At 64.7% G+C, this 26,840-nt stretch carries 25 protein-coding genes; 7 read left to right on the top strand and 18 right to left on the bottom strand.

Annotated features, from left to right (window positions below):
* Positions 1-5 precede the first annotated feature (5 nt).
* The 5 genes from RR_RS09420 to RR_RS09400 are packed head-to-tail and all read right to left on the bottom strand — an operon-like array spanning position 6 to position 6,715.
* Positions 6-947 (bottom strand): AAA family ATPase, encoded by a 942-nt coding sequence (locus tag RR_RS09420; protein WP_004960702.1) that lies wholly within the window; start codon positions 945-947, stop codon positions 6-8.
* Complete coding sequence (locus RR_RS09415) at positions 944-1,897, bottom strand: DUF7502 family protein (RefSeq protein WP_011223508.1); 954 nt, start codon at positions 1,895-1,897, stop codon at positions 944-946. The genes RR_RS09420 and RR_RS09415 overlap by 4 nt, the downstream gene beginning before the upstream one ends.
* Positions 1,897-2,559 carry a DUF1664 domain-containing protein gene (locus RR_RS09410; protein ID WP_004960708.1) on the bottom strand — a complete coding sequence of 221 codons (663 nt, stop codon included), beginning with the start codon at positions 2,557-2,559 and terminating at the stop codon, positions 1,897-1,899. The genes RR_RS09415 and RR_RS09410 overlap by 1 nt, the downstream gene beginning before the upstream one ends.
* Positions 2,556-4,922 (bottom strand): VWA domain-containing protein, encoded by a 2,367-nt coding sequence (locus RR_RS09405; RefSeq protein WP_011223506.1) that lies wholly within the window; start codon positions 4,920-4,922, stop codon positions 2,556-2,558. The genes RR_RS09410 and RR_RS09405 overlap by 4 nt, the downstream gene beginning before the upstream one ends.
* Positions 4,922-6,715 carry a vWA domain-containing protein gene (locus RR_RS09400; protein ID WP_049938865.1) on the bottom strand — a complete coding sequence of 598 codons (1,794 nt, stop codon included), beginning with the start codon at positions 6,713-6,715 and terminating at the stop codon, positions 4,922-4,924. The genes RR_RS09405 and RR_RS09400 overlap by 1 nt, the downstream gene beginning before the upstream one ends.
* A gap of 236 nt (positions 6,716-6,951) precedes the next feature.
* Between RR_RS09400 and RR_RS09395 the strand changes: the two genes are divergently transcribed.
* From RR_RS09395 to RR_RS09365, 7 genes are all read left to right on the top strand, one after another.
* Positions 6,952-7,590: a helix-turn-helix domain-containing protein gene (locus tag RR_RS09395; RefSeq protein ID WP_004960719.1), complete on the top strand. Its 639-nt coding sequence runs from the start codon at positions 6,952-6,954 to the stop codon at positions 7,588-7,590.
* A gap of 252 nt (positions 7,591-7,842) precedes the next feature.
* Complete coding sequence (locus RR_RS09390) at positions 7,843-8,085, top strand: 4Fe-4S ferredoxin N-terminal domain-containing protein (RefSeq protein WP_007190086.1); 243 nt, start codon at positions 7,843-7,845, stop codon at positions 8,083-8,085.
* Positions 8,078-10,573 carry a molybdopterin-dependent oxidoreductase gene (locus RR_RS09385; protein ID WP_011223504.1) on the top strand — a complete coding sequence of 832 codons (2,496 nt, stop codon included), beginning with the start codon at positions 8,078-8,080 and terminating at the stop codon, positions 10,571-10,573. The genes RR_RS09390 and RR_RS09385 overlap by 8 nt, the downstream gene beginning before the upstream one ends.
* A 2-nt stretch (positions 10,574-10,575) precedes the next feature.
* Positions 10,576-11,406, top strand: coding sequence for a 4Fe-4S dicluster domain-containing protein (locus RR_RS09380; RefSeq protein WP_011223503.1), 831 nt, complete (start codon positions 10,576-10,578; stop codon positions 11,404-11,406).
* The gene (gene nrfD, locus RR_RS09375) at positions 11,406-12,701 is read left to right on the top strand and encodes an NrfD/PsrC family molybdoenzyme membrane anchor subunit (protein ID WP_004960730.1); all 1,296 of its coding nucleotides are present in this window, start codon (positions 11,406-11,408) and stop codon (positions 12,699-12,701) included. Before RR_RS09380 ends, nrfD begins: the two co-directional genes overlap by 1 nt.
* The gene (locus RR_RS09370; protein WP_011223502.1) at positions 12,698-13,285 is read left to right on the top strand and encodes a TorD/DmsD family molecular chaperone; all 588 of its coding nucleotides are present in this window, start codon (positions 12,698-12,700) and stop codon (positions 13,283-13,285) included. The genes nrfD and RR_RS09370 overlap by 4 nt, the downstream gene beginning before the upstream one ends.
* Positions 13,286-13,507: 222 nt before the next feature.
* Complete coding sequence (locus tag RR_RS09365; RefSeq protein ID WP_011223501.1) at positions 13,508-14,545, top strand: YhjD/YihY/BrkB family envelope integrity protein; 1,038 nt, start codon at positions 13,508-13,510, stop codon at positions 14,543-14,545.
* 7 nt (positions 14,546-14,552) lie between these two features.
* Here RR_RS09365 and RR_RS09360 read toward each other — a convergent pair whose 3' ends face one another.
* From RR_RS09360 to RR_RS09305, 13 genes are all read right to left on the bottom strand, one after another.
* A complete protein-coding gene (locus RR_RS09360) occupies positions 14,553-15,185 on the bottom strand; it encodes a trimeric intracellular cation channel family protein (protein ID WP_319946521.1) in 633 nt (210 codons plus the stop codon).
* Between the two features lie 172 nt (positions 15,186-15,357).
* On the bottom strand, positions 15,358-16,596 hold the full coding sequence (locus tag RR_RS09355) for a P-loop NTPase (protein WP_011223500.1): 1,239 nt from the start codon (positions 16,594-16,596) through the stop codon (positions 15,358-15,360).
* Between the two features lie 2 nt (positions 16,597-16,598).
* Positions 16,599-17,450: a HEAT repeat domain-containing protein gene (locus RR_RS09350; protein WP_011223499.1), complete on the bottom strand. Its 852-nt coding sequence runs from the start codon at positions 17,448-17,450 to the stop codon at positions 16,599-16,601.
* Positions 17,447-18,298: a hypothetical protein gene (locus tag RR_RS09345; protein ID WP_011223498.1), complete on the bottom strand. Its 852-nt coding sequence runs from the start codon at positions 18,296-18,298 to the stop codon at positions 17,447-17,449. The genes RR_RS09350 and RR_RS09345 overlap by 4 nt, the downstream gene beginning before the upstream one ends.
* Positions 18,295-18,975: a molecular chaperone TorD family protein gene (locus tag RR_RS09340; protein ID WP_011223497.1), complete on the bottom strand. Its 681-nt coding sequence runs from the start codon at positions 18,973-18,975 to the stop codon at positions 18,295-18,297. Before RR_RS09340 ends, RR_RS09345 begins: the two co-directional genes overlap by 4 nt.
* Complete coding sequence (locus RR_RS09335; protein ID WP_011223496.1) at positions 18,975-19,808, bottom strand: ethylbenzene dehydrogenase-related protein; 834 nt, start codon at positions 19,806-19,808, stop codon at positions 18,975-18,977. The genes RR_RS09340 and RR_RS09335 overlap by 1 nt, the downstream gene beginning before the upstream one ends.
* Positions 19,801-20,028: a hypothetical protein gene (locus RR_RS22045; RefSeq protein ID WP_011223495.1), complete on the bottom strand. Its 228-nt coding sequence runs from the start codon at positions 20,026-20,028 to the stop codon at positions 19,801-19,803. The genes RR_RS09335 and RR_RS22045 overlap by 8 nt, the downstream gene beginning before the upstream one ends.
* Positions 20,021-21,097, bottom strand: a complete 1,077-nt coding sequence (locus RR_RS09330; protein ID WP_011223494.1) for a 4Fe-4S dicluster domain-containing protein — start codon at positions 21,095-21,097, stop codon at positions 20,021-20,023. The genes RR_RS22045 and RR_RS09330 overlap by 8 nt, the downstream gene beginning before the upstream one ends.
* The gene (locus RR_RS09325) at positions 21,094-23,952 is read right to left on the bottom strand and encodes a molybdopterin-dependent oxidoreductase (RefSeq protein WP_011223493.1); all 2,859 of its coding nucleotides are present in this window, start codon (positions 23,950-23,952) and stop codon (positions 21,094-21,096) included. Before RR_RS09325 ends, RR_RS09330 begins: the two co-directional genes overlap by 4 nt.
* A complete protein-coding gene (locus RR_RS09320; RefSeq protein ID WP_011223492.1) occupies positions 23,945-24,127 on the bottom strand; it encodes a hypothetical protein in 183 nt (60 codons plus the stop codon). Before RR_RS09320 ends, RR_RS09325 begins: the two co-directional genes overlap by 8 nt.
* Positions 24,124-25,518 (bottom strand): cytochrome b, encoded by a 1,395-nt coding sequence (locus tag RR_RS09315; protein ID WP_011223491.1) that lies wholly within the window; start codon positions 25,516-25,518, stop codon positions 24,124-24,126. Before RR_RS09315 ends, RR_RS09320 begins: the two co-directional genes overlap by 4 nt.
* Complete coding sequence (locus RR_RS09310; RefSeq protein ID WP_004960763.1) at positions 25,518-26,174, bottom strand: ubiquinol-cytochrome c reductase iron-sulfur subunit; 657 nt, start codon at positions 26,172-26,174, stop codon at positions 25,518-25,520. The genes RR_RS09315 and RR_RS09310 overlap by 1 nt, the downstream gene beginning before the upstream one ends.
* Positions 26,171-26,746 carry a hypothetical protein gene (locus RR_RS09305; RefSeq protein ID WP_011223490.1) on the bottom strand — a complete coding sequence of 192 codons (576 nt, stop codon included), beginning with the start codon at positions 26,744-26,746 and terminating at the stop codon, positions 26,171-26,173. The genes RR_RS09310 and RR_RS09305 overlap by 4 nt, the downstream gene beginning before the upstream one ends.
* Positions 26,747-26,840: the final 94 nt, after the last annotated feature.

The following is a 26,840-nucleotide window of genomic DNA, read 5'->3' as shown; positions in this document are numbered from 1 at the left end:
GTCGCTCATTCCAGCAGGGCTGCGATGAGGTCGTCCGCCGTTCGACCCTCCCGCTCGGCCCGGAAGTCAACGATAATCCGGTGGCGGAGCACGGGGGCTGCCAGCGCCTCAATGTCCTCGCCGGTGACGTGCGAACGGCCGTGGAGGAACGCCCGGGCCTTCGCCGTCTGGACGAGTGCCATGCTCGCCCGCGGGCTGGCACCGAACTCGATGTCGTCGGCCTCGCGCGTCCGGCGGACGAGCTGGACTGCCCGGTCGCGCAGGTCGTCTGCGATAGGCATCTCACGGACCAGTTGCTGTATCGCCTGAATTTCTGAGCGGGTCAGCGACCGCTCAACGGGGACCTGTTCTGCCCCAGCGGTGTACATGTCGACGATAGTCCGTTCCTCGTCGTAGTCCGGATAATCGACCAGCAGCTTCAGCATGAAGCGGTCGGTCTGGGCCTCCGGAAGCGCGTAGGTCCCCGACTGGTCAATCGGGTTCTGGGTGGCCAGGATAAAGAACGGGCGCGGCAGTTCGTAGGTCTCGCCCGCGGCGGTCACCTGTTTCTCCTGCATCGCTTCCAGCAGGGCGGCCTGTGTCTTCGGCGTTGCCCGGTTGATCTCGTCGGCCAGTACGACGTTGGCGAACACCGGCCCTTTCTCGAAGACGAACTCGCGGCCGCTGTCGGTCTCGCGGATAATCTCGGTCCCAGTGATATCGGACGGCATCAGGTCCGGGGTGTTCTGAATCCGGGAGAATTGGAGGTCGGTCACCTCCGCGACGGTCCGGACCATCGTCGTCTTCCCAAGCCCTGGGTTCGATTCGAGCAGGGCGTTGCCGTCGGCCAGGATACAGATGAGCAGTTGCTCCAGTACTGCCTCCTGACCGACGATCCGCGTGCTGATCTGTTCACGTGCGTTCGCGATCTTCTGCTGTAGTTCGTCGATGTCTTGCTCTGGGCTCATGGGTCGGTGTCCTCGTCGTCTGTGTCCTGATCTCGAATCCTGAGATTGTACTCGCGGATGAGGTCCGCATCCTCGACGTCTTCCTGACCGGCGAACCCGGCCTGCTGGCTGTCGACTGTCCCACTGCCGCTCCCCGGCCCCTCGGTGTCCGACGACGGGAACGACTGACTCCGGTCGATTTCTTCGTCGCCGCCCGTCGAGTCAATCTCGGCGGTGAGGTTCTCGTCGCCCGCCTGTACGTCCTCGCTGTCGCCGAGTATCGCGTCGCCGTCTTCGAGCCCCTCGTACTGGCTTGGCCGGTCGTTTGGTGACTCCGTCTCGACCGGGTCGCGGTCGAGCAGGCCGATGTCCACGACGGCTACCTGCACTGTCGCCAGACTCAGCAGGATAACGACAACAAGCGTCCCGAGCAGTCGCCGGCTGTCGACGAGCGCGACGCTTGAACTCTGTTTCAGCCCATCGAGGACATCCTCGTAGAGCCGGGCCGCCATCCGTGTCTCGGCCTCGTCTTCCACCGTATCCCGCGCCGTTCGGAGCGCGTCGGTGACGTTCGCGTTCGCCGCCTCGAACTGCTCGACGAGCGGTTGACGGACTCGGTACAGATACTCGCCGATGAGCCAGCACACTCCGATGGCGATGCCAACGACTGCGCCTGTCGGGAACGACAGCGCAGGTACCGAGCGGCCGACAGCCGCCTCAACCGGGTCCGTCACCGCCGCCGGAACCGACACCTGTGTCGGGAGTTCGGCCGGCGAGAGGACAGTCAGGAGGATGTTCACCAGAAGAAAGAGCAACACCGCGTCAACGATGGCGTAGACGAACGCCGCCTTCTTTCCCTCGCGTCTCACCTCGGCGATGGCGGCGGCCATCCGTTCGCGTGCTTGTGCCCGTTCGCTTTCAGGCGGCTCCTCACCGCCGTTCTCTCCGATGTTTGTATCTGGTTTGTCCATCAGTAGCCCTCGCAGGTAGCTTTCTCCTGGTTCTCCGGCTGGCTACAGAGCGTCTCGATATCGTCTCGCAGCTCTTGGTTCTGGTTTTCAAGCTCCTCAATATCGTCTTCGAGCGTACTTATCCGTGATTCCAGACTGTCGATGTCGTCCTGCAGGTCTGACACCTGGTCCTCCAGTTCGGCACGCTCGTCCTCTAGATCCTCGTTTTCGCTCTCCAGATCATCGATCGTCGACTCAAGGTCGTCAACCTCGTTTTGGAGCGTGTCGCGCTCATCCTGCAGGTCATCGACCGTCCCCTCTAGTTCTTCGACGCGGTCCTCGCTATCCCGGAGCGACTGCCGAGTCTCTGCTAACTGGCTCTCTGTGGCGTTCAACTGTTCTTCTGTCTGATTCAGATTGGTCGCGACCTGATCGACGTCCTCCGACCGCGTCTCCAGTTGGTCTTCGAGTTCGTCAACGCGGGTCTGGGTAGATTCCAAGTCATTTCTGGTGTCGTCTAGATTCTCCCGGAGTTCGGCGTTTTGCTGGCGAAGCTCCTGATTCTGCGAGCGCAGGTCGCTGGCTGAGTCTTGGTACAGCACCGTCGTTCCGCCGGTGCCAACCATCGAGAGGGCGACGAACACCACGAGTCCGAGGTTGATCCGGCGACCGATTGCGCTCACGGGAGCCCACTCTCCAGAGAGGTGCGACCGCGGTACACTTGAACACGCCGGGCGACCACCTCGCCGGTGAACAGCAGGAGCGCGCCGAGCAGGGCGACCCAGTCCCAGGTGTCCTGAACGGTGCGGACCCGGGTGGACTTCTGGCGTGCCTCACTGGCTATCTGTTCGCCCTGGTCTGGGGTGAAAGTCTGTCCGCCGGTCGTTTCGACGAGCGCATCGAGGCTGTCACTTGGGCCGAAGGAAGCGTACTCGACGGGGTAGTTCGCCGCATATTCAGTGTCGAGCGCCGCCTGATACCCCGCTTCTCTGGGCGTAAACTCGCCGCGATACCGGCCGTCGCCGACCTGACGGAAGGAGATGTTTGCCGCGTCCGGGCGGCTATCGCCCTGGTAGGTCAGCGTCGTTGGCCGTCCCACGCGGGCATCGCCGACCGCTGTGACGCCGGTTTGTGTGCGCATGGGGTCACCCACCGCGTAGTTGACCGATTTCGTGACGACTAGCGAGTCCGGTCGGTCGAGCAGGCCGCCCATCGTGTTATCCGAATCGTAGGCGGTAATAGAGACCACGCGGCCCAGCCCAAACCGCCAGGAGGCGATGGCCGGCTTCCCGTCCGCGGTGGCGACCTGATAGTCCGCTCCGGGCTTGACTTGGACGTTGTTCGCCTGGCCGGGATTGGCCGTCAGCTCGACGCCGGCGGTGATGAACGTGTCCTCCGTGACGATGGTGAGGTTTTCGCCCTGGTAGCGCCGCGAGGAGCCGCCAAAGAGGAGCCGCAGGCGCTCGGTCTCGTCGGCCGCAAAGTACGAGCCGCCGGACTCGCTGGCGATCTGGCGCATCGTCGCGACGCCGACGCGCTTGCCGACGCCGACCGAGACGACGCGGGTCCCCTCGCGGCCCAGTTGGTTGGCAACGGCCGCCGGCGGGCCGAGCCGGTCCTGCCCGTCACTGAGGAGGATGATCGTCCCCTCGCGGTCGTCCAGCAGTTCGTCAGCGCCCTGAAGTCCGACGGCGATGTCCGTCGCGCCGCCGCTTTCAAGCCGCCGTATCTTATCGGCAGTCTCTGCCCGGTTCTGACCGAGCGCTTGCATCTCCGAGACGCGGTACGCGTTCTGGTTGAACGCAACGACACCCACCTGATTCTCGTCGCCGAGCTGGTCGAGCACGTCAAGCGCGACAGCTTTCTGTACCGAGAGGCCGCTCTCAGCGCTGCCGGACACGTCGACGAGGATGACAATGTTCGACTCGCCGCCGGTCGCGTTCCCCACCCGGACCGGGAGCATCGAGGCCACCGGCGACGTCTCGTAACCGCCGTTCTCGTAGGCGTTGTCGCCGCCCGCGACGACCAGCCCGCCGCCGTTGATGACGAAGTCCTGCAGGGCAGTGGTGTTCCCCATATTGCCCGACGGCGTGTCTTGCATGACGACGGCGGCGTAGTCATCGAGGTCCGCCGGGACTGACGAGGCCGTCGAGACGTTGTACAGCGAGTCGAGGTAGTTCCGCAGCGGGTACTCTCCCTGTGAGACGTACAGCACGTCGGGCTGTTCGACGACGCGGACGCTCTTGTAGAACACGTCGTTTCGCGCGTACTCGTCGTCGCCGGACAGCGTCGCGGTCACCCGGTGTGACCCGAGCGCCTCGAACGTGTGGTCGACGGTGAGCGTCCCGTCCGGCCGGAGTTCGCCCTCGGTGACCGTTTCTCCGTCGATGGTCACCTCCACGGGCACTGGTTCGAGGACGCTCACGCCCTCCATCGAGACGGTGTACTGCGACCGGACGCCGCGACTCACCGTCGACGGCCCGGCTATCGTCACGGCTCGCTCTGTTCGTGGCGACTGGGGAGTGACGCTGTGGACGGTCGCGTTGAGCCCGGCGGCGTCCTCGGCAGCCGTTGCAAGGCTTCGTCCCTCCGTGACACGACCGTCGGAGACGACGACGACCGTCCCGTTTTCCTGGAGGTTTGCCGCTACGCCGTCGCCGAGCCGCGAGTTCGACCCGCTACCGATCGTCGCCCGCGTCACCGGGACGCCCTCGTCCTCGATATCCCGTACCAGCGCGTCGGTCGTGTTCGGATAGATGCCCATGCTCGCGGAGTCGTCTGTCAGCAGTGTCACGCCCGGCTCGCCCGGTGTCTCCCGGGTCTGGACGGTGTACGGCTCCATCGCACCGAGCACGAGCAGGCAGACGATGAGCACGCGGCTGGCAAGCAGGAGTCGGCGGCTCCGGTTCGAGGCCGACCGCGTCCCGCCCTCGCCACGCCGGATGAGATATGCGAGGAGCCCGACGGCGACTGGCAGGGCCAGCAGCGGCCACAGCTGCTCGACACCAACGGTGAGTCCTTCTGTGAGGGTGTAGGAGACCGCCATCAGAGGTCACCCCGCCGGCGGAGATAGCCGACCTCGGCCAGTGCGAGTACCAGCCCGCCTAGCGCGACGTACTCGGTCAACGGCTGTGGCACCGACCGCCGTTCGGTCCGGGTGAGGTTCCCGGCCGTCCCGGAGCGCTGGTCGAGTGCTTCGACATTGGTGTTTGACTCGCTTTCGTCCAGCAGCGACGCACTCACCTGCCGGCTCTGGCTCCGGTAGAGGCCGGCACGCTGGAGCGGGACCGAATTCCCGGAGACAGGGCCAGCCGGCCCCTCGACAGTGGTGTTTCCGAACCGGACGGTCTCGCCGGTCTCGTGGTTCAGCGCCGGGAGCGGTTCCCTGTCCGCGAGGTAGTACACTGCCCGCTTCCAGAACACGGGGTACTGGTAATTGAACTTGAAGCTGGACCGGTCCTCGATGTAGCCGTAGTACATGAGGCGGCCACCGTTCCGGTCCTCGGTCGCAATGAGCGGCGTCCCGTCGCTCAGTTGTACCTGGGCCGACCCGGAGCGCAGCGAGCCCGAAACGTACTCCTCGGGAGGCTGGAAGTCGATGCCGCGGGTGAGCTGTGTCTGTGCTGTCTGGCCCACCGTCGCGCCCGCCTTGGTCTCGCCGGGTTCGATGAGGAGGAGGTCCCGGTACCGCTGCGGGAGGTTGTCCTGTGCCAGCACCGCCACGCCGCCACCGTCTTCGACCAGTTCGCGCCCGGTTTCGACGTTCCCGGGGAGCAACGAACTCCTGTCGACGTTGCTGTACAGGATGATGTCGTAGTCGCCCTGAATCGTTGTCGGCGGCTGCCTGACTGTCACGTTCACCCGGTCAACGACCGACAGCGCGGTGGTCAGGTACCGGTTCCGGTCGTTTGTCAGCACCAGCACGTCGACGGCCGCGTCCGCCGGTGCGGCGACGTAAACGCTGTCATCCGTTGGGAAACTGTCGCCTGGGCTAAGCCGGGCCTCACTCCCACTGGCCGGGACCGGGAGCGTCACCGAACCCACGTCGTCGGGCCCGAGCTGGAGCTCTTGCCGGGCGTTCCCGAGCCGGACGGTCCGGGTCACGGTCGAGTCGCCGTAGTTTTTCACCGACAGCGTCACCGCCGAGCCGGAGAACCGCCGGTCGATGAAGCCGACGTTCCCGTCGCCCCCACCGTCGAACTGCTGGAGGTCGACGGAGAGCCCGCGCCCGCGAGCCGTCGTGACCGCGGTCGTCCACTCCTCGCCCGCGAAATCGCTCAGGACGACGACTCTGGCGTTCTCGCCGGCGAGCGAGGCTGCCTGCGAGATAGCGCCGCTGAGCGCTCCCGGCGCATCCGTCGGACTGAGTCCGTCCAGCGTTCCTTGGGCCGCTGTCGGCGTGCCACGCTGGAGTACCACCTCGCCACCGTTGGTCGTCGTGACGACAGAGGTTGTCCCAGTCACCTCATCTCGGGCGGCCGCGACGGCCTGCTGGAAGCGCGTCTGGCCGTCAGCGTCGGTCTGCATTGACGCGCTCGTGTCGACGACGATGACCGTCTCCGCTACTGTCGCCCGCTCGGAGACGGTGACGTACGGTGTCGCCAGTCCGACCGCGAGCACCAGCACGACCAGCACCTGCAACAGCAGCAGCAGGCTCCGTGAGATCCGTTCGAGAAACGGCGTCGCTGACTGCTGGCGTTCTCCGGCGACGAGAAACTGGAACGTCGGCAGCGTGAGTTCCTGCGGGTCCGGTCGAATGAGATACAGCACGACGATCGGCACCGTAAGGAGGAGGGCGGCCAGTCCCAGGGGGGCAAGCAAAACGTCCGAGAGGACCATTGTCGATGTATCAGGCGGAGGCGGCATTTATCTTGTGTCTCTGGTGACACCAACATGTGAACATGGCCCCGACGCCGTCTATCTGAGACACGACGTGGCACAGTTCATATTCGGAGCCGTCGTGACGTCAGGAAGCTATTCTCTATGAACGTTCTGGACAAACCTGCCGATGTCTGTCGGTTACGATGAGAATCGACAAAACGTATTTAACTGAACGTCGGAGATGAACAGACAGAATGGACCAATCCGAAAGCGGGCTCACAGGGACAACAACGGGCACCGCTTCCGAACGGACCATTGAGGTTCTGTTTGAAATTGAACTGCCCGATGACTGTTCGTGTCCACTTTCGGATCCGGATGCAGACATCGAGAACGTTCATAACCAGATCGACGACGGAGTCTGTCACGCGGAGATGACCGTCTCTGATGAAACTGGTACCCCGCGGGTCCTGCATTCGACAAATCAGGTCGGGGACGCCTGTCTCTGTCTGGCGTTTAGCGAGGTCGGGTGTGTACCACGAACCCGGCGCGTAGACGGTGACTCACTTTTTATCGAGACGTACGTCTCAGACCGGAGCGTCATCAGCGAGCTGGTCGAGCAGTTGCAACCAGCGGCTGAACGAGTGCGCCTGCGACGGCTGACATCCCGGCAGGACAACAAGACAGAGTCGGACCCTGCGACTGTCGACCTCGCCTGTCTCACGACAAAACAACGGGAAGCAGCGATAATCGCGGTCGACGAAGGCTACTACCAGCAGCCCAGACAGACGACTCTCGACGACCTCGCATCGACACTCGGTATCTCGAAATCTGCGCTCTCTCAGCGCCTGAACGCCGTTGAATCGAAACTCGCGACGGCCGCCTTCGACCCGTAACCTCATTTTTTCGGTCAGGACGTACTGGCGGTAGCATCGACGCCGGCGTTGTAGCGACCGAGACAAACGCGAACAGGCCGTTCCATGGGTGAAACCGCGTTTCGGTCGGCAGTCTAGCTTCTCGACACGCCATCGGCCTATCGGCTACACCGTGGGTTCAAGCTGAGTGGCGCGGTTCTCACCTGTATTTAAACCCCTTCATAATACAGCGCGTTTCCTACCGAGTTCCGAGAGCAATCGACAACTAGAGCCATGAATAACCCACAGCAACCGAGATTGACGCCGATTGAGGAGTGGGAAGATGAAGCAACAGCGATGCTCGACGGCGTCGAGTACGATACTGATCTGGGGCTACGGATGGCTCGTGACGCGATCCGCGTCTCAAATGGGGAGCTGAGCGACGCCGAATTCCACGAAAAGTACCACGAGGCGGTGCTGGCGGAGTTCGGTGCAGACGAGCGACCGACCAAACCTGAGGGATTCGACGATGACTGACAACGATGGGCTGTATCGGCGTGATGTACTGAAAGCCGGGGGAGCGGCTGCTGCCCTTGGTCTCGGCGGCGGTGAGTTCCTTCAGGGACTGGCCGAACGCGGGGACCACACGGCGGCGTCAAAGCACAACACGGGTATCGAGAACTACGTCGGGCAAAATGACGTCATCCAGACCGTCTGTTCGCCGAACTGTCGCGGGAAGTGTCCCATCGATGTCCACGTCCGTGACGGACAGGTGAGAAAGGTCGAGCCACACCCGCCGGAAGATGAGCAGTACAAGCGGGCCTGTGTGCTCGGGCTCTCACACACCCAGCGCGTGTACGACCCGACGAGACTGAAATACCCGATGAAGCGCACCGACTGGTCGCCCGACGACCCCAATCCCGACGGCCGCGGTCCGGATGCCGAGTTCGAGCGCGTCTCGTGGGACGAGGCGCTCGACCTCGTCGCCGACAAGATGCAGTCGTTGAAAACAGACCACGGCGCAGAGAGCGTCCTCTTCCATGAGGGGTCGGGGAACTACGGCCAGACCGGCAAGGCGTTCAGCCGCCTGGCCTCTCTATTCGGCTCAACCCAGTCTGCATGGGGAATCGACGCCAACGTCGGTCGCGGATTCAACCGGGTCACTGGGACCGGCTTCTTCCTGCCACCGACGAACGAGGCCGAGGACTGGGAGAACGCGAACACCATCATCGTCTGGGGGTCGGACATCTTCTCCAGTCAGTTCCAGATGGACGCCTCAAAGGTTCTCGATGCCGTCGAGAGCGGCGCGAAGCTTGTCGTGGTGGACCCGGTATATACGACGACAGCGTCGAAAGCCGACCTGTGGCTCCCGGTCAAGCCCGGGAAAGACGTGCATCTCGCCCTTGCGATGATGCACACCGTCTTCGAAGACGAGACGTACGACGAACAGTTCCTTCGGAAGCGGACGACCGGTCCGGCGCTGGTCCGGAAAGACACTGGTGACCTGCTCAAATCGAGCACCGTCTTCGACGACGGCAGCGATGACCAGGTTGTCGCCGTCGAGCAGGGGAGCAACACGCCGGTCGAACTCGAACCTGAGACCGACGGCCCGTATGCCCTCTTTGGGGAGTTCACTGTCGACGGCATCGAATGTGAGACAGCGCTGACCAGACTCCGGGACCACGTCGCTGACTACGCCCCATCGAAAGTCGCGGAGAAGACCGGCGTCGACGCGGAGAACATCCGCACTGCAGTCCGATGGCTGGCGACTCGTGGCCCCGGTGGCATCGCCCCGAGTTACGCGATCGGGCGGTACAAACACGGGCACGTCTTCGGCCAGACCTATGCGATGCTGATGGGGCTGACCGGTGACTACGGTCGGCACGGAAACATCCACGCGCACCATGCCGGCGGTGCGTCGCTCAGTACCGGTGGCTGGGGCACTCCGGAGGACGCCGACCCCGGACCGTCGCTGTTCTTCCCCGAATACCCGGACGCGATGATCGACGGTGACCCGCACAAGGTCAGGGCTGTCTACTCTATCGAGTCGAACATGATGGGGAACCAGTTCCCGGACCGCCAGCGGTTCAGAAAGGCCATCAGGAGCCTTGAAATGTACGTGGTCGCGGATATGCACCACACGGATACGGTCCAGCACGCGGACATCATCCTCCCGGCCCCACACTGGTTCGAACAGGAGGACATCACTTCTGGCTGGGGGTCCCATCCACACCTCGGGTACCGACACAAGGTGCAAGAACCGATGTGGGAGGCCAGAGACGACTACTACGCGGTTCGCGGGCTCGCGGAACGACTCGGCTTCGGCGACTACTTCCCGGAGACGAAACGCGAGATGCTTCGGGAACTCGCCAGCCGGGACGACGCCATCGATTTCGAGACGCTGTTCGAGCAGGGGACTCAAAAGAAGCAGGACGTTCCCATCGTCAAGTACACCGACGAGTTCCCCACCGACACGGGGCGCATCAAAATGTACGACGATGACGCCCCGAGCGAGGAGGGCGTGACGTTCGACGTCCCACGGCCGCTCGAAGACCGGACAGCCGACGACTACGAAAAGGCCGACGAGTACCCGCTGATGTTCATGCAGAAGCACAGTCGGTTCCGCATCCACTCACAGTACGAGATGGTGAACTGGGTGCGCGAGGTCAACCCCGAGCCGCAGCTGGACATCCATCCATCGGATGCGAAAGCTCGTGGTATCGAGGACGGCGAGTACGTCCGCGTGTACAACGACCGCGGCGAGATGATTGTGAAGGCAAAATACAACGAGGCATTCCAGCCGGGGCTGGTAAACACTGACCAGGGATGGTGGTCGCGTGACTACCTCAAGGGTCACCACAACGACCTCACGCACAACGAGGTCAGCGAAGTCGGCCAGACAATGTCGTTCTACGATGTCCGTGTCGCCGTCGAGCCGGCTCCTGACGACCTTGACACGGAGAAGTACGAAACGGACAACCCGCGTGGAACTGGCGCTGAAACATCACGTGTGGGAGGTGACTAACGATGACGAACTATGGCCTCGTAATCGACCAGGAGCGGTGTATCGGCTGTCAGGCATGCGCAGTGTCATGTAAACAGGAGAACAACGTCCCGATGGGACAGTTCTGGAACCGCGTCCTCACGGAGGGCGGCGACAAGATGGACACCCCGTCCGGTGGCTACCCCGAAGACGGCGGCAGCGGGGCGCTAGATATGCAGTACCAGCCGACGGCGTGCCAGCACTGCGAAAACGCGCCCTGCGTGAAGGTCTGTCCGGTCAACGCGACGTACACCCGGGACGACGGAATTGTCGAAATCGACTACGACAAATGCATCGGCTGTCGCTACTGTATGGCCGCCTGCCCGTACAACGCGCGGGTGTTCAACTGGGACGAACCCGACCATATGCCCGAGGAGGGGACGGGCGACGTTGCCGCCCGGCCACAGGGCGTCGTCGAGAAGTGTACGTTCTGTAGCCATCGCGTCGACGAGGGACTCGACCCGGCCTGTGTCGTCAACTGTCCTGCCGACGCACGCATCTTCGGTGACCTTGACGACGAGGGAAGCACCGTCTCGAAGTACATCAACGAGTACGAGACGGACCGGCTCCTCGAAGACCGCGGGACGAACCCGAAGACACACTACATCAGCGGCGAGATGAGCCCCGGTCGGCCACAGACGTCGGATAAAATGGAGAGCGAGCTCGACGATGTCTCTCCGTGGTCCGATGGGTCAGAGGACGTGCCAGCTGAGGCCGGTGAAAGCGACAGCAGTGGCTCGGGTGGAAGCCACCACTCCATCGAGGGTGATGCAGCTCCACACGTCCCAGCAGTGGGGTCCGGAGGTGATGACTGATGGCCGCTGACTCATCCCGAATCGCGATTCCGGCCTTCGGAACGAAAGGAAAGCTGTGGCTCGGCCTGCTCGCGAGCCTCATGGTCGCTGGACTGGCAGCCTGGGGCTACCAACTCACCACGGGCCTTGTGGCCACGGGGATGCGCAACGTCTTCTCGTGGGGCCTGTATATCATGATGTTCGTCCTGTTCGTCGGGCTGTCCGCCGGCGGGCTCATCATTTCGAGCGCACCGAAGTTCTTCCACTCACACCGCTACGAAGGGTTCGCGCGGCTTGGCGTGCTGGTCAGCCTCGCCTGTATCACGGTCGCGGGCCTGCTCATCCTCCCGGACATCGGGCGGCCCGAGCGGCTCTACCAGTTTTTCACCTCGCCGGACTTCCGCTCACCGATGGTGTGGGACTTCGGGATTGTCATTCTCTACGGCGTGCTAAACCTCTGGTATCTGTGGCTCCTGACTCGGCGTGACCTTGCTGCGCGGGGGTCGCCACTTGCACTGGGTGTCGATGACACCGACGCCGGACGCGAGCGTGACCGCACGCTCATGTTCTGGACCGCGGCACTCGCACTCCCGACTGCAGTCGCCCTTCACTCGGTGACCGGGTGGATTTTCGCGACGCAGATCGGACGTGGAGACTGGTTCAGCCCCCTTGTCGCACCGGTGTTCATCGCCAAGGCACTCGTCTCCGGACTCGGATTGTTGCTGGTCGTGTCGATCCTCGCAGACCGGCTCACGAACTACGAAGTCAACCGCGAGGAACTCACGAGCCTCGGCAAGCTACTCGGTATCTTCCTCGCGCTTCACGTGGTGTACCTGCTTGCGGCCGAACGACTGCCCCACGCTTGGGCGAACCACTTCGAGTTCTGGGCCATCACAGAGAGCTTCCTCATCGGCGAGTCCGTTTATTTCTGGCTCTGGACCGTCGTCGGCGGGGCAGTCCCGCTTGTCATGCTGATGATTCCATCGCTGCGAAAGCGCGTGTCGGTCATCTTCACCGCGAGCCTTCTCGCGGTCTTTGGCACAATGTTCGAAGGCATCCGTCTGGTGTTCACGGGATACGAGGTCGCTAACATCAACCTCCCACCGGGCATCTCGCTCGGTGGCGAGTATGCCGGCATCACGACCGGCATCTGGGCGACTGCCGGAGCCTACACCCCGACGCTGGTCGAGGTGGTTGTCACCCTCGGTATCGTCGCCTTCGGCGCGCTCATCGTCACGCTCGGCCTCAAGTACGTCCCGATTCAGCGAGTCGACGGACAGTATGCAACTGATGGCGGCACACAGGAACGACAATGACTGGACAGACTGACACCTCCACCACACGTGAGCGATCTCCTGAGCACGACATCGGGAGCGATGGGTTTCGGTCGGACGCCGCGGCGACCTACGCTGTCCTCGCCGAATGTTGGCGAGAACCGACCGAGCAACTGACCGAAGCCATTGAAGCCGGTGAGTTGGCTCCGGTGGTCGGTGACCTCGGCTCGGCTGACCGACATCGTCTCAGGACCGAGTACACCCGACTGTTTATTGGGCCAGCGGGACCGCCATGTCCGCCCTACGAGAGCGTCTATCGCGACGGCGAAGACCCAGATGCACTCGGCCCGGTCAAGGGACCAGCCACGATGGCTGTCGTGCGCTGGTACAGAGAGTTCGGCGTCCAGCCCGCGGCTGCCTATTCGGACCTCCCGGACCATATCGCCACGGAACTGGAGTTCGCTGCCTATCTGGCAGAAGCGGGCTTCGACGACCAGCTTGACCAGTTCTTCGAGGAGCACCTCGCTGCTTGGACTGACGAGTTCCTCAGGCAAGTCGAGACAGAAACACGGGAACCGTTCTACGCGTCGCTGGCAACGACGACCCGAGAGGTCATACATCAGTAGTGACGCTTCGGGGCGCTCCCCGGATTTGTAGCGGCGACTAGACGCGTTCTCTACGGGTGGTCACCCCACAGAACTGCTATTCTCACTTGGGGTCGTGACAGACCGGTTCTGGGGTGACAAACCGCACCTATCGGCGGTTGGACCGACACCCGCCTCGCCGGCGGCGTCGGGGAGCGTCCGCTACGGCGGCGTCTATTTGCTTCTCGGCGTCGAATTCCGCGTATGCGTTTCAGTCGCGCCCGTACGGAGGAGGTTCTGCGCGCTCTCGTTCACGAAATCAGGGCGGAACGGCTCACGTTCATGGCTGGCTCGATAGCCTACCACGCGTTCCTGTCGATTCTTCCGCTGTTATTGCTGGTGTTGACCTTCGTCCAGCGAACGGAGAACGTCACGCTACGGGCCTCCATCGTCGGCATCATGGAGGCTGTTCTGACCACACAGGCAAGCGGCATCATCCAGCAGGGACTGACCGAGGCCGACGCGTCCGTGTCGGCGCTGGGCGTGGGCTTTCTTCTCTGGGGCTCGCTGCGAATCTTCCGGGGGCTTGACACGGCCTTCTCCGACATCTACGAGACGGGCGCGTCGAACACCTTCCTCGACCAGCTCGGCGACGGGCTGGTACTGCTCGTGACCGTCGCAGTGGCGATACTCAGCGCCAGCGCGCTCGGCAGCGTCCTGCCCGAGACCGGAAGTGGCCCGCTGTGGACAGTCGCCAGCGGGCTGGTCCGGGCCGCCGGATTGTTCGTTGTCTTCTATCCAATGTACTACATTTTCCCGGACACGGACGTTTCACCGCTTGAAGCTGTTCCCGGCGTCGCGTTTGCCGCAATCGGACTTACCGTCGCGCAGGTTCTCTTCACGGCGTTCAAATCCGGTTCGACGGGCGGGAACATCATCGCCAGCATCCTCGTCCTGCTGAGCTGGCTGTACATCATCGGGCTGGTGATACTGCTCGGGGCGGCCATCAACGCCGTCCTCTCGAACCGCTCTGCGGACGTGGATATCGACCCTGTCGTTGGCGAACATTCCCAGCAAAACACCATCCGGACAACGACGATGTCCCGCGAGGCGCTGCTGGCCGAACTTGAGACACTTGCCGACCGTTTTCAGCAAGGACAGGGGACAATCACCGTCGAAATCGCCGACGAGCGTACCGATATCGACTGCCCGGAAACCGCGACTGTCGACCGTTCGTCGGACGTGTTCGGTCTGGACCAGTCGGTCGCGCTCACGCTCAGATGGTGGCCGAACGAGAAATAACGCCGTCCTACTGCGCGTCGCGTCGCTCCCACGCCTGTACCGTCGGCAGTGACCACCCGCGGCCGATGCCCAGTCCTCGGGCCAGCAGCACTGCGAGTGCGCACCCGGCCGATGCTACGCTGACGCTCACGCCAATCTGTGCCAGCGCCCAGAAGGCGAGGCCGCCGATAACAGCACAGGACGCATAGAAATCCTCACGGAGAATAAAGGGCGTTCGGCCCAACAGCAGGTCCGATATCGCGCCGCCGCCGGCCGCGTTGACCGTCGCCAGCGCGACGACGGCAAACACCGGGAGGCCGGCCTGCTGACCAAGCAACGCTCCGGTGGTAGTGAACGCCGCCAGCCCGATAGCGTCGGCCGTCAGGACGACCGGATGCTGGTGCCCGTCATCGAGGAAATGCACGAACAGCACAGCGGCGGTGACACCAAGCAGCGACAGGGCGACTTCGCCGGGTGACTGCAGGGAGTTCGGAACCCTGTTCAACAGCAGGTCCCGCGTCGTCCCGCCACCCAGTGCCGTCATCACGCCGACGACCGTGACGCCGAACACGTCGTAGCGCTCTTCGATGGCTTTCGCCGCGCCGACGAATGCGAACCCGACCAGTCCGATAGCGTTCATCACCGCAAACGCGTCGGTCACGTTCCCCCTCCGGCCCACTGGGACCTGACACGTATGCGACCGCGAGCGAGTCGGCCCGCCGCCACGAGTATAGCGGTCATTACCGTATTACTATGGGTGCGGACAATTATGCCTTTAGACCTGCGCTGGCGGCGTGATACTATTTGTCACTGCTTACTGCCAGCGACTATACCTACGGCTTGGCTGTCTCCAGCACCCAAGCCTCGGGCGTTTCCCGACGGACTTCGAACGGGTCGAAGGCCTCACGTGGCGCCTCCGCAAGCCGGCCCAGGAACTGTCCGACGGGGGTCGGGTCGCGGTCGCTGACGAGGACGAACGGCTCGCCGCTGTCCAGCGCGGTGAACCGTTCGCGAACCCGGTCTTTGCGCTCTTGTGGTTGCAAATCCCGGATATCGGCGGTCGGGTCGACGCCTACTTCGCCGGCGGTGTCGAGGGCGGACTCGACGGCGTCCCCCAAACTGCTGACAGCGTCGGGCACGCTGCCGGGTGCTGGCGTCCCCTGCAGGTCGTGCGAGAACGGGAGTTCGGCCAGCACCTCGGCATCGAGGTCTCCCAGCGCGTCGCCGGTGAACAGGTCGTTCGGTTCGCCACAGCAGTCACAGACGTATTCGGCCATGTTGACGACGGTTCCCAGCACCGGCACGTCGTTGTCGCGGAACAGTTCGACGGTTCGGCTGGTGTCGCTGACGCTCGCGTGAAACGGCGTCGTCACGACGACCACGCCGTCGACCGGGACCTCCTGTAGCGTCGTCAGCACCACGTCACCCGTTCCCGGCGGCAGGTCCAGCACCAGCACGTCGTCGTTTCGCCAGGCGGTGTTCTCGAAGAGGTCGTTGAGCGCGTCGTGGGCCATTGCCCCGCGCCAGGCCAGCGGCGCGCCGCTTTCCATCAGGCCGACGCTCATCACGTCCATGTCGCCCGCACGGACCGGAAGCGGGTCGCCCTCCTCGCTGGAGTGGACCGGGCCGCTCACGTCCAGCAACTCGGGGACGTTCGGGCCGTGGATGTCGGCGTCGAACAGCGCCACGTCGTTGTCGGCGGCCAGCGCACAGGCGAGATGCGTGGCCACCGTCGACTTGCCGACGCCGCCCTTCGCGCTGGCGACGGCGACGACGCGGTCGAAGGACTCGACGCCGGCGTTGCCCTCACCCGTGGGCGTCGTCCGTTCGACGTGGACGCTGTCGACGCCGTCCACGTCGTCGACCGCGTGGAGCATCGCTTGGACGACCTGCGTGCTCGTCTGCCCGTCCAGCGCGGTCAGGTCGGCTTCGATTGTCACCTCGCCGTCGGCTGCGTCGATGTTCTCGACGAACCCTGCGTCGAACACGGAGAGGTCAGCGTTCGGGTCGCGCACGTCTCGCAGTGCGGCTTCGATACGGTCGGTCAGTGTAGTGGGCGTTCCGTCAGTCATCGTCAGAGGTCGGGCATCCGATTGAGTCTGTCTTCGCCGGGCAGTAGTCGCGCGTCGTTCTCCAGCGCGCCGCCGAACTGCCGGCGGAACCGTCCGGGATCCACGTCGAGCGACCGTTCGGCGGTCTGTCGGACCACGGTGGCCGGGTCGTCAGTTAGTTCGCGCAGTCGCTCGCGGGCGCGGTCCTCGTCGACGCCGCCGAGCATGTGGGCGGCCCACTCGCGGACCCGCTCGCTGTCGTCGTGGCTCTGTTCCAACAGCAGGTCGGCCATCGCCTCGCCGCGGAGTTTGAACAGCGAGATAGCCGCGTTGCGCCGGACCGCGTGGTGGTCGTCGTCGATTGCGGCCGCGATATCGTCCTCGTGGGCCTCGCGGTCGACGTTATCGAGCGTGACGACGGCCTCCGCTCGGACCCACGGGTTGGGGTCGCCCAACAGTTCCACCGCCACTGCCGCGGCCCGCTCGCCGCCGTGGGCGGTCAGCGCCTCAACGGCGAACTGGCGCACGTCGCTGTCGTCGTCGGTCGTCGCAGCGCGGGCCAGCGCCGCCACGATTTCGTCGGTGGACGCGCGGTCTTTGAGTTCGAGGGCGGCGCGGCGGCGGTCGGTCTTCGCGCCGTGTTCGATGTCGGACAGCAGCGACGCCACCGCGTCGTCCGCGACGGGTTCGGTGTCGCTGGCGGCCAGTTCCTCCGGCGTCGCCTCGCCGATGGTCACGTCCTCTCGGCTCACCTCGATATCTTCGAGCGCTTCGATGTCGGTGTGCAGGCCCGGGCTGCGCTCGGGGTCCAGTTGTGGGTCCGGGTCCTCTTCGAGGTGCTTCTCGAACTCGTCGTCGTCGTGACAACCAGTCATCGTCTCCCCTCCTGTGCGGTGAGCGCGGCGATGCCGAGCGCGAACGGGAGCGCACGCGGGAGCGACGCCGGGACGCCGGCGAACGCGACCAGTGCGACGCCGGCGAGTAGCGGCCACCGCCGCGTTCGACTCGCGGCGCTGGCCGTCGTCACCGCACCGGCAGCGGCCAGTGCGATGACCGGCAGACTCGTTCCGACGACGCCGGTGCCCGTGAGCGTGACCGCGCCAGTGACGAACGGGACAGCGCGACCGACGCTCAGAACGACGGCGAAGGCGGCGAGGCCGCCGATTACTGCGCCCCAGTCCGCCGTCGACAGCGAGCGCCAATCGGTCGCGGCGAACGCCGGTGTCGACGCGATGCCGAGCAGTGCCACGTTGGAGGCAACCGAACGGAGGTCCGTCCAGCCGCCGACGCCGCTCGCCAGCCCGATGCTCAGCGCCGCGACGAGCAGGGCGGCCGCGCCGGCCGAAACGAAGTCCAGCTGCCGTCCCGTGACGGCGGCGACGGTCGCCGTCCCGAGGACGATTGCGGCGGCCGCCGGCAGCGCCGCGGCGCTACTGAGCAGCGACAGCAGCCCGAACACGCCGACGAACAGCAAGCCGATGCCGGTGAGCGGGTCGGCGTCGGTGACGGCCACGGCGATTGCCGCGGCGGCGACGACGGCCGTCGACGCGACCGTCACCGGGCCGGGCGCGACCGGAACCTCATACCCCGGTGCGTTGACGAACAGCACAGCGAAGTAACGGGCGGCGACCGCGACGGCCGCAGCGCCGACTGCGAGGTCCGCCAGCGAATGGCTTCCGCCGTGTAGCAGCGGTCTGACTCGCTGCTGTAGCGCCGCCGTCATCGCTGCTCCTCCAGCCGTGCCGCGAGGTCGTTGCGGTCGGCTCGGACGAACGCCTCCAGCAGTTCGCCGAAGCCGCCGTAGATTTCCGTTCCCGGTTCGTCAGCCAGTCTGTCTGCGACGCCTGCGGCCGCGTGGCCAAGATGGCGGTCGTGGAAGTCCAGCCGAGCGATTGCGGCGTCCTCGCCGACGGCGGCTTCACGGCGGGCCAGATAGCCCGCGAACTCCAGTTCGTAGGTCAGCGCGTCATGGTTGTCCCGCTGGTTCTGGTCGATTTCGAGGCCATAGTGACTGTAGGCACGCGATAAGTCGAGATTCACGTCGTTCCAGGAATGGGCCGGCCGGTACTTGGACTCGTACAGCGGGACCGGCGGCCCCTCCGCCTCCAGCGAGCCGTCGGTCCGGTCCGTGTACTCGCTGTAGCCGAGTTCGAAGATGTCGTTGTAGCGGGCCGCGAGCGTCTCGTAGTCGTCGTCGGTGGTGAGCGATGGGATGGCCACGTCGAGGCCCGTCCGGTCGAGACACGCTCTCAAATCGGCTTCCAGCGTCCCGTCGGCCGCCGCGCTGTGGAACGACTCCTCGGGGTACTCGAACGCCTTGGCGAGCGTGGCGTACACCGCACCTCGTGCGGCGGCGCCCTCGTCGAGGTCGTCCATGGGGTCAGTTGGTGTCGTTGCCATCACTCGGCCCCCCGTGTGCGGTAGATGCCGAAGCTGGTGACGCCGACGACGCCGACGATAGCGATGCCGGCGAGGCTCCACAGCAGCGTCTCGTAGGGCGGGCCCTGCGGGCCGCCGCTGAACGGGTAGTAGTGCCACTCGCTGACGGCTTTCTGGCCGGAGCGCTCGCCGTTCGAGCCGTTCCAGACGGCGAAGGCCACGTCGAGGTCGCCGTCGGTCCGCAGGTCGGTCCGGTTCTCGCTCGGCGCGTCAAGCTGGCGCGAGTAGACCACCGTCCAAGTGGCGTTGCCGCCAGTGCCGCTGTGACTCGCGTTCGCCTGCACGGTTGGGTTCTCGAACGCTGTCGTCGAGCCAGCGCCGCCGGCCAGCAGTTCCTGGGTTCCGGTCGCTCCGCTCCAGTACCAGACGTTGACGCGGTTGTCCGGGCCGCCCATCGCTATCGGTGGCCGGGAACTCGTGTTCGTCGGGAACTGGACCGCGACCGCGTCGGCGAACTCACGCGTGGCGCTAGCGTTCATGTCCTGTGTCGCGTCGTGCCACTCCAGACGGACGAACAGGCGCTCGTCAGTGCGCGCCGCCTGCACGTCGACCGTCTCGACGGACGTGTCGTCGGCGTTCGGCACGCTACTCGGGGCGCTCGAAAGCGGCACGTCCGAGGCCGGGACCTCATCCCAGCCGTCGGCGTTCGGTTCGGCGAGGTCGGCCGTCGATACCTCCGAAACCGGGATCTCGTGTGCTGGCCGGGCGCTCACCATCGGCGCGGCCACCGTCGAGACGACGATGAGCGCCGAAAGCACCGCCGTGAGTGTGAGCGTGCGTCGGTGGTCAGTCATCGTTGACCACCCCCTGAGCACGCTCAGGGGCGGCCAACTGGGACCGCTCGCGGGCATCGCCCGCTCGCGTTTCCGAGCCGCGTAGCGGCTCGCTACTCATCTTCGAACACCGCTGGCGTATTCGCCAGCGGATTCGAACTCGCTCACTACGCTCGCTCGTTCGAACGCCGGAAGACCGCAGGTCTTCCGAGCTCGACGTTCGTTCGCGGTGCTCACTCATCGTCGAACACCTCCAGTCGGTACTGTTTGGCCGGGTTCTTGTCCTGGAGCAGCTCCATCAGTTCGCTGTCCTCGCCTTGTCGGGCCCGCTGGCGCTCCCGTTCGATGGTGTCCAGCGCCTGGTCGACGCCGTCGCCGAACAGGTCCCGGAGGTACTGACGGGGAATCCGATCGATGTCGACTGTCTCCCCGTCCTCCGTGTGCTGCCCGGGGGCAAAGGGTGGAATGTAGTAGACGTTCGGCTGCGTGCGGAACTCCGGATGGAGCGGGAGGGCCACTTCGTACTCATTGACGAGCTTGTGGATCGGTCCCTCCTCGTCGTCGAGGAAGCCGACCAGCCGGAGCTGGGGCGGGCACTCCTCGGCACAGGCCGGGGCGAACGTCTCCCCGTCGGGGCCTTCCCCTTCGATGCGGGGGTAACAGAAGATGCACTTCTCGGATTTCTTCGAGACAGTGTTGTAGTACACCTTCTTGTACGGACACCCCTCGACGCAGTAGCGGTAGCCCCGACAGCGGTCCTGGTCGACGAGAACGATGCCGTCTTCCTGGCGCTTGTACAGCGCCGAGCGTGGGCAGGCCTCGACACAGGAGGGATGGGTGCAGTGGTTGCAGATACGCGGGAGGTAGAAGTAGTAGCTGTTGGGGTACTCGCCGGCCCCCTGGTCTTCGTCCCAGTTTGGCCCCCACTCCGCGCCGTCGCGGGGCCGCAGCGGCTCGTCGCTACCCTCGTACATGATCTCCTCGTGGTTGAACTCCCAGGCGCGGCCGTAGTCCTCCTCGTCGGGAATCTCGCCGGGCTGGCGTTCCTTGTGCTCGCCGGATTTCCACCCGCCGCCCGAGTCCTCCCAGCCGCGGGGGTAGCCCTCGCCGGGCTTGGTCTCGACGTTGTTCCAGTACATGTACTCGCTGCCGCCGTCCTCCGTCCAGAGGTTCTTGCAGGCGATGGTACACGTCTGGCAGCCGATGCACTTGTTCAGGTCCATCACCATCGCGACCTGGTGGTCGACGCCGTCAGCGACGTTGACCAGCGTGTCCTCTTCGCCTTGGTCGTCCTGTTGGTCGGTACTCATTCGGTGTCACCTCCGCTCGGTCGGACATCGACACGCACGTCGCTGTTGACCCCGGTCGGCCCCCAGTAGTTCGGGAAGAAGTGCAGGTGTTCCCCGGTGTCTTCCGGGTACTGGACCAGCTGGGTCGGCTTCATGTACATCGGGACGAGCGTGTTGAAGTTGTCCCGGTCGGGGTACTGGAACTTCTCCCAGGAGAAGAAGTGCCGGACGGTCCCCGGTTCGCTGGAGGGGTAGATCTTCGCCTGCACCTCGACGCTCCCGAGGTCGTTGTACACCTCCACGGTGTCACCGTCCTCGATGCCCCGCTGCTGGGCGTCCTCGGGGTTCAGGTACACCACGGGCTCGCCGCGCTGGAGCCTGAGCATCTTGGTGTCGTCGCGCCACGTCGAGTGGATGGACCAACGACCGTGAGGCGTGTTGTACGACAGCGGGTAGTCCCCGCCGGTGTTCTCCGGCCCCTCCTTGTGGGTCGGGAGTTCCTCGCCGAGTTCGAGATACCAGTCGTGGTCGATGTAGTACTGCTGGCGGCCGGTGAAGGTCGGCCACGGGTTCTTATCGTGGACGTAGTCCTGCCACGGGACGTACGCCTCGTCGTCTTTGATGTCGGAACTCCAGTGGTCGCCAGCTTCGAGGAACCGCTGTGGTTGCTCGTCGATGTCGTCGAAGGTTATCTGCTCGTCGCTGCCCTCGGGGTTGGTCTCCTCAGAGTGTTCGAGGATGAACTCCGCCGCGGCTTTGTCTTCGACGAGCCCTTGTTCTTCGCCGGTCTCCCAGTCACGGACGTAGTCGTCGTAGATGGTCGTGAGATCGATGGTCCGGTCGAACTTGCGGTCCTCGATCGGCTCGACACCGCGTTCCTGGGCGCGCTCTTGTATCTTCTCGGCGAGCAGGCGGAATATCTCCCAGTCGGTCTTGGCCTCGCCGAGCGGTTCGACGGCCGGCGTGAACGGGTGCACGTAGGTGTGCATGTCCGTCTCCGAGAGATCGTACTTCTCGTAGTGGCTGGCCGCCGGCAGGACGATGTCGGAGTACATCGCCGTCGAGTCCATCCGGAAGTTGATGTCGACGACGAGATCGAGTTTGGGCCAGAGCTGTTCTTCGAGGGCGACGTTGCCCTTGGCCTGGTTGAAGTAGTTCCCGCGCCAGACGAACATCGTGGACGGGTCCGGTCGGTTCCCGTCGTCCCGTTCCTCGGGGTAGACCGGCATCCATCCCTTGTCGATGGACTCGCGTATCTTCTCTGCGGTGTCCGGATCAGTGTTGTCGAGGATACCTGCGTGGAAGTAGGTCCACAGCGTCGTCGGGACGCCGCGGACGTTCCCGGTCGGGAACGAGAGCACCTTCCAGCCGTGGAACGACCAGATCTTCTCCTGGCCGACGTAGTGGTCCAGTCCGGTGCCGGGGTCGCCGAGGTTCCCCGTCAGCGTCACGAGCAACTGGATGGCGCGGTTGCCAAGGTCGTTGTGGTACCAGTCGTTGACGCCCTTGCCGTGGATGATTTTCGCGGCGTCGGCCTCGGCGAACTCACGTGCGACTCGCTGGTAGGTGTTCTCGCCGACGCCGGTCTCTTCGTGGACAACGTCCGGCGTATACTGGCTGAGCTCGTCGGTGAGGTTCTCCCAGACCGACCGGACCGCGACGCTGCCCTCGTCGGTATCGACGCTCCGCTCGACCGATAACTGCGGGTCGAAGTCGAGTTCGATGCTCGCGGAGTAATCCTTCTGGCCGTCCCGCTCGCCGAGCGAACCGGGTGCACGACGGAGGGTGCCGTCGGCGTCGACCATAACGAAGACCTTCTCGGGGTCGTCGGCATCCTCGGCGAGGCCGACCTCGCTCGCCCGGAGGAACTTCCCGGTGTCCTCCCGAACGAGCAGCGGCATGTCGGTCTGCTCTTTGAGGTGTGCCTCGTCGTGCAGTCCCTCGTCGACGATGGTCTGGGCCATGCCCAGCGCGAGCGCGGTGTCGCTGCCGCCGTGGGGCGAGAGCCACTCGTCGGTGTGGATGGCCGTCTGGGAGTAGTCGGTGAAGATACCGACCCGCTTTGCGCCCTCGTAGCCGGCGTCGAGGAAGTACTTCGCGTCGGGGATGCGCGTGACGTTGATGTTCGACCCCCAGGCGATGATGTAATCGGCGTTGTGCCAGTCGGCGGACTCGGCGTTGTCCGTCTGGGTGCCCCACGTAATCGGCTGGCCCGGCGGCAGGTCCGAGTACCAGTCGTAGAAGCTATGGGAGACACCGCCGAGCAGATTGACCAGCCGGGAGCCGGAGGCGAAGCTTACTGGGGACATGGCCGGAATGGGGGTAAAGCCCGAAATCGCGTCGTACCGGCCCGCCTGCACCTCGTCGATGACGTGGTCGGCGATTTCGGTCAGCGCCTCGTCCCAGCTAATCCGCTCCCACTGGCCCTCGCCGCGCTCGCCCGTGCGGCGCAAGGGGTGGAGCACGCGCTGGTCGGCGTTGACGTAGTCGGTGTAACACGCCCCCTTCTGGCAGCCCCGTGGATTGGGGTCGGGGAGGCTCTCGTCGAACGTCGGGTAGTCGCCGGCCTGTTCCTCGCGCCAGACCTGGCCGTCCTTGACGTAGACGTTCCACGAACAGGAGCCGGTGCAGTTGACGCTGTGGGTCGAGCGGGCGACGGAGTCCCAGTCCCACTCGTCGCGGTACAGGTCCTCCCAGTCCCGATACGGATACGACCCGATGGGGTCGTCGACCGCTTCGAGGCCGTCCATGCCGTCGTCGGCGAAGGACAGCCCCGTCGCGCCAAGCAGCGATGCGGCTCCGAGGCCACGAACGAAGTCGCGGCGACTGATTCCAGCACTGTCCCCCTCGTCGTCGGTCAGGTCGTTTCTACTCATTGGTGATGAACACTGTCGCAGTCGCGCAGGCAGCCCCGACGATAGCCAGTGCGATGCCGGCGAGCGTGCCGCCGCCGACTTCGAGGCCGGCGGCGACCAGCGCGAGGCCGACCAGCTTGCTCGTCGTATCCAGCAGGCGATACTGCCGCTCTGTGAGCTCGACGCTCGCAGTCATCCGTCTCCCTCCGGTTCGGTGTTATCTGGTTCATCCCCGACGGAGCCGCCGTCCGCGGCCACGTCGCTCTCCTGTGCCGGCGTGGGCTCGCCGTCGCGCAACAGCAGGTACGTGATGCCGCCGAAGATGGGTGGGACGACCAGCAGCGCGGCCGTCAGGATGGGGTTGACCACGTTCGTCGTCGTTCCGAGCACCTGGTCCGCGAGGATGTTGTTCATCCCCGCAATCGAGGCGATCATGATGAACGCGACGGCGGCCACGCCCACACCGGTCTGCCAGGCCCGGTCCAGCGGGTCCGCGGTGAAGTGGGTCGGTTCCGTCCGATCGATGAATGGCCAGATTGCGACCGCGGCAAACACCAGCCCCGGGAGGACGATGCCGCCGACAAACTCCCCGTTGATGTGGGCCGGGCCGACGTTGAAGCTGATCTGTGGCAGGAGCTTCAGGAAGCCGTACACCCACATCAGAAACCAGTCCGGCATGATGAGGGCTGGCGTAGATGCGGGGTCGTTCGGGCCGTATTCGGCGACGTTGTGGACCGGCAGCAGGCCCGCAAGCGCCGACAGCGTCGCCGCGGTGACGAAAAACACCACCGCGGAGACGGCGGCCTGATTCGGGAACGCGGGCAGGCCGATGATGATGTCGTCGTCGTCCTCGTCGACGGACTGACGGCCGCCGGTCACGTCGCCGTCCCGCGGGGCTTCGGTGTGTTTCTGTCGGATGAGGATGGCCATGTGGACGGCCAGCCCCACGGCAATAGCCGCCGGTATCACGAGGACGTGCAGGAAGTACAGCCGCGGGATGGTGGCGCTGGAGGGGAACTCCCCTCCGAACACCACCTGGCCGAGGAAATCACCTAACAGGGGGATGGAGATGGTGAGGTTGTAGCCGATGCTCGTGGCCGTGGCCGCGAACTCGTCGAACGGCAGCGCGTAGCCGGTGTAGGCCGCGCCCATCGAGAGGGCCGCGAGGCCGGTGCCGACGATCCAGTTCGGCTCCCGCGGATTGCGGTACGCGCCCGTGAAGAACACCCGTAACATGTGCAACCCGATGGAGGCGACAAAGAGGTGGGCCGCCCAGTGGTGGAGCCGGCGGATGAACATCCCGAAGGGCACGTCATAGGTGATGTGCAACACCGAGACGAACGCTTCGGGCATCTCCTCGCCCTGGAACTTCTGGACGCTGCCGTCGTACTCCACGTCGGAGGTTGAGGGTTCGAAGAAGAACCCGAGGAAGACCCCCGACAGAATCAGGAGGAGGAAACAGAACAGCGCCACCTCGCCCAGCAGGAACGAGTCCTCGGCCGGGAACGCCTTGCCGAGGAACGTCTGGCCGTTCTCCAGGTCGAGGCGCGTGTCGAACCAGTCGTAGACGGCTTTGGCGCGGGACATTATCCACCTCCGGGGCCGACTGGCCCCTCGAAGTCACCGGTGGCGACGAGGAATCCGTCGCTGGTCATCGTAATCGGGAGCTGTGGGAGCGGTCGTCCCGGCGGGCCGCCACTGACTGCCGCCCCCTCCAGAACGTTGAATTTCCCGAAGTGGCAGGGACAGACGACCAGGTCCTCCTCCCGATCCGAGACCATACAGCCGGCGTGGGTACACACCTTCGAGAAGGCGGCGTAGCCGTTGACTGTGAACCCCTCCGAGATGTCGCTGCCGTAGTCGGACTCGGCGTAGCGCACCAGCAGTGTGGGCGCGTCCTCGATGCCGGGTCGTGGCTCCGGGAACACAGTCATGTGTTCGCCCTCGGAGAGTCGGCCCTCGGTGATGCGCTCGCCTTCGCCGTCGACGAGGTGGATGCCGTCGGAGTACACAGGTCCCTTGTAGCCTCGCTCAAACACCTGCGTGGTGCTGGCGAGGGGCGCGGTGAGGCTGGCGACGGCAGTCAGGCCGCCGACGGTCGCGAGGAACTTCGCGAAGTCACGCCGGCGGAGTTCCGCACGGGCGTCCCCGTACAGCGTTGGAGATGTACCGGTGGCCCCGTCACACGAGCAGTCGTCGCCCTGTTCCTCGTCGTCGTCATCGGGTTTCGGATAGTCTATCATTCGTGCCCCCTGATCTCGGCGACTTCGACGTGTGGCATGAACCAGGCGTAGTACGCGACCGTCGAGAGCGCGAGCGAGAGGAACATCCCAGTCGCGTACAGCCCGAAGTACTGGGTGCGGGCGAGCGTGAGGTACTCGCCGGTGAACAGCGCCGCGAAGACGATAGAGAGGACCGTCAGCCCGCTCATGGCGACGAGTCCTTCTATGGCGTCCGAGGCGTCGTGGTACTCGACGACCCAGCGGTGGTCCGTGTTGAGCCACGGCAGCGAAACGGTCCCGCCGTCGGTGACCGGCTCGGCCTCGTCGGGCGGCCGGACCGCCCTGTTCATAAACTGGTGGGCGGCCGTCAGCACGCCCACGAGACCGAACAGGGCGACCCAGACGACGACACCGACCTGGCTCGGCGACAGTTTGTTCGGCGTCTCTACTGGGCTTTCGAGCGGCCGGATGTCGCTGACGCTCTCGTCGATAGCGATTTCCTCCGACGGTGGTTCGCCGTGCAAGGCGACGTACCACATCGGCAGCAACACCGCTGTTATCAACAGACCGATGAGTATCGTGTTGCGTCTCATAATCTTGTGTTATCTCGGTTCGCCAGCGATTCGAACGGCTATCTGCGTCGCTGTATTCGGGGTTTATGCCAGCACCCCGATGAACTGCCAGCCC

The sequence above is a fragment of the Haloarcula marismortui ATCC 43049 genome, from assembly GCF_000011085.1.
Classification (GTDB): Archaea; Halobacteriota; Halobacteria; order Halobacteriales; family Haloarculaceae; genus Haloarcula; species Haloarcula marismortui.
This window is presented reverse-complemented; position numbering and strand designations above follow the sequence as displayed.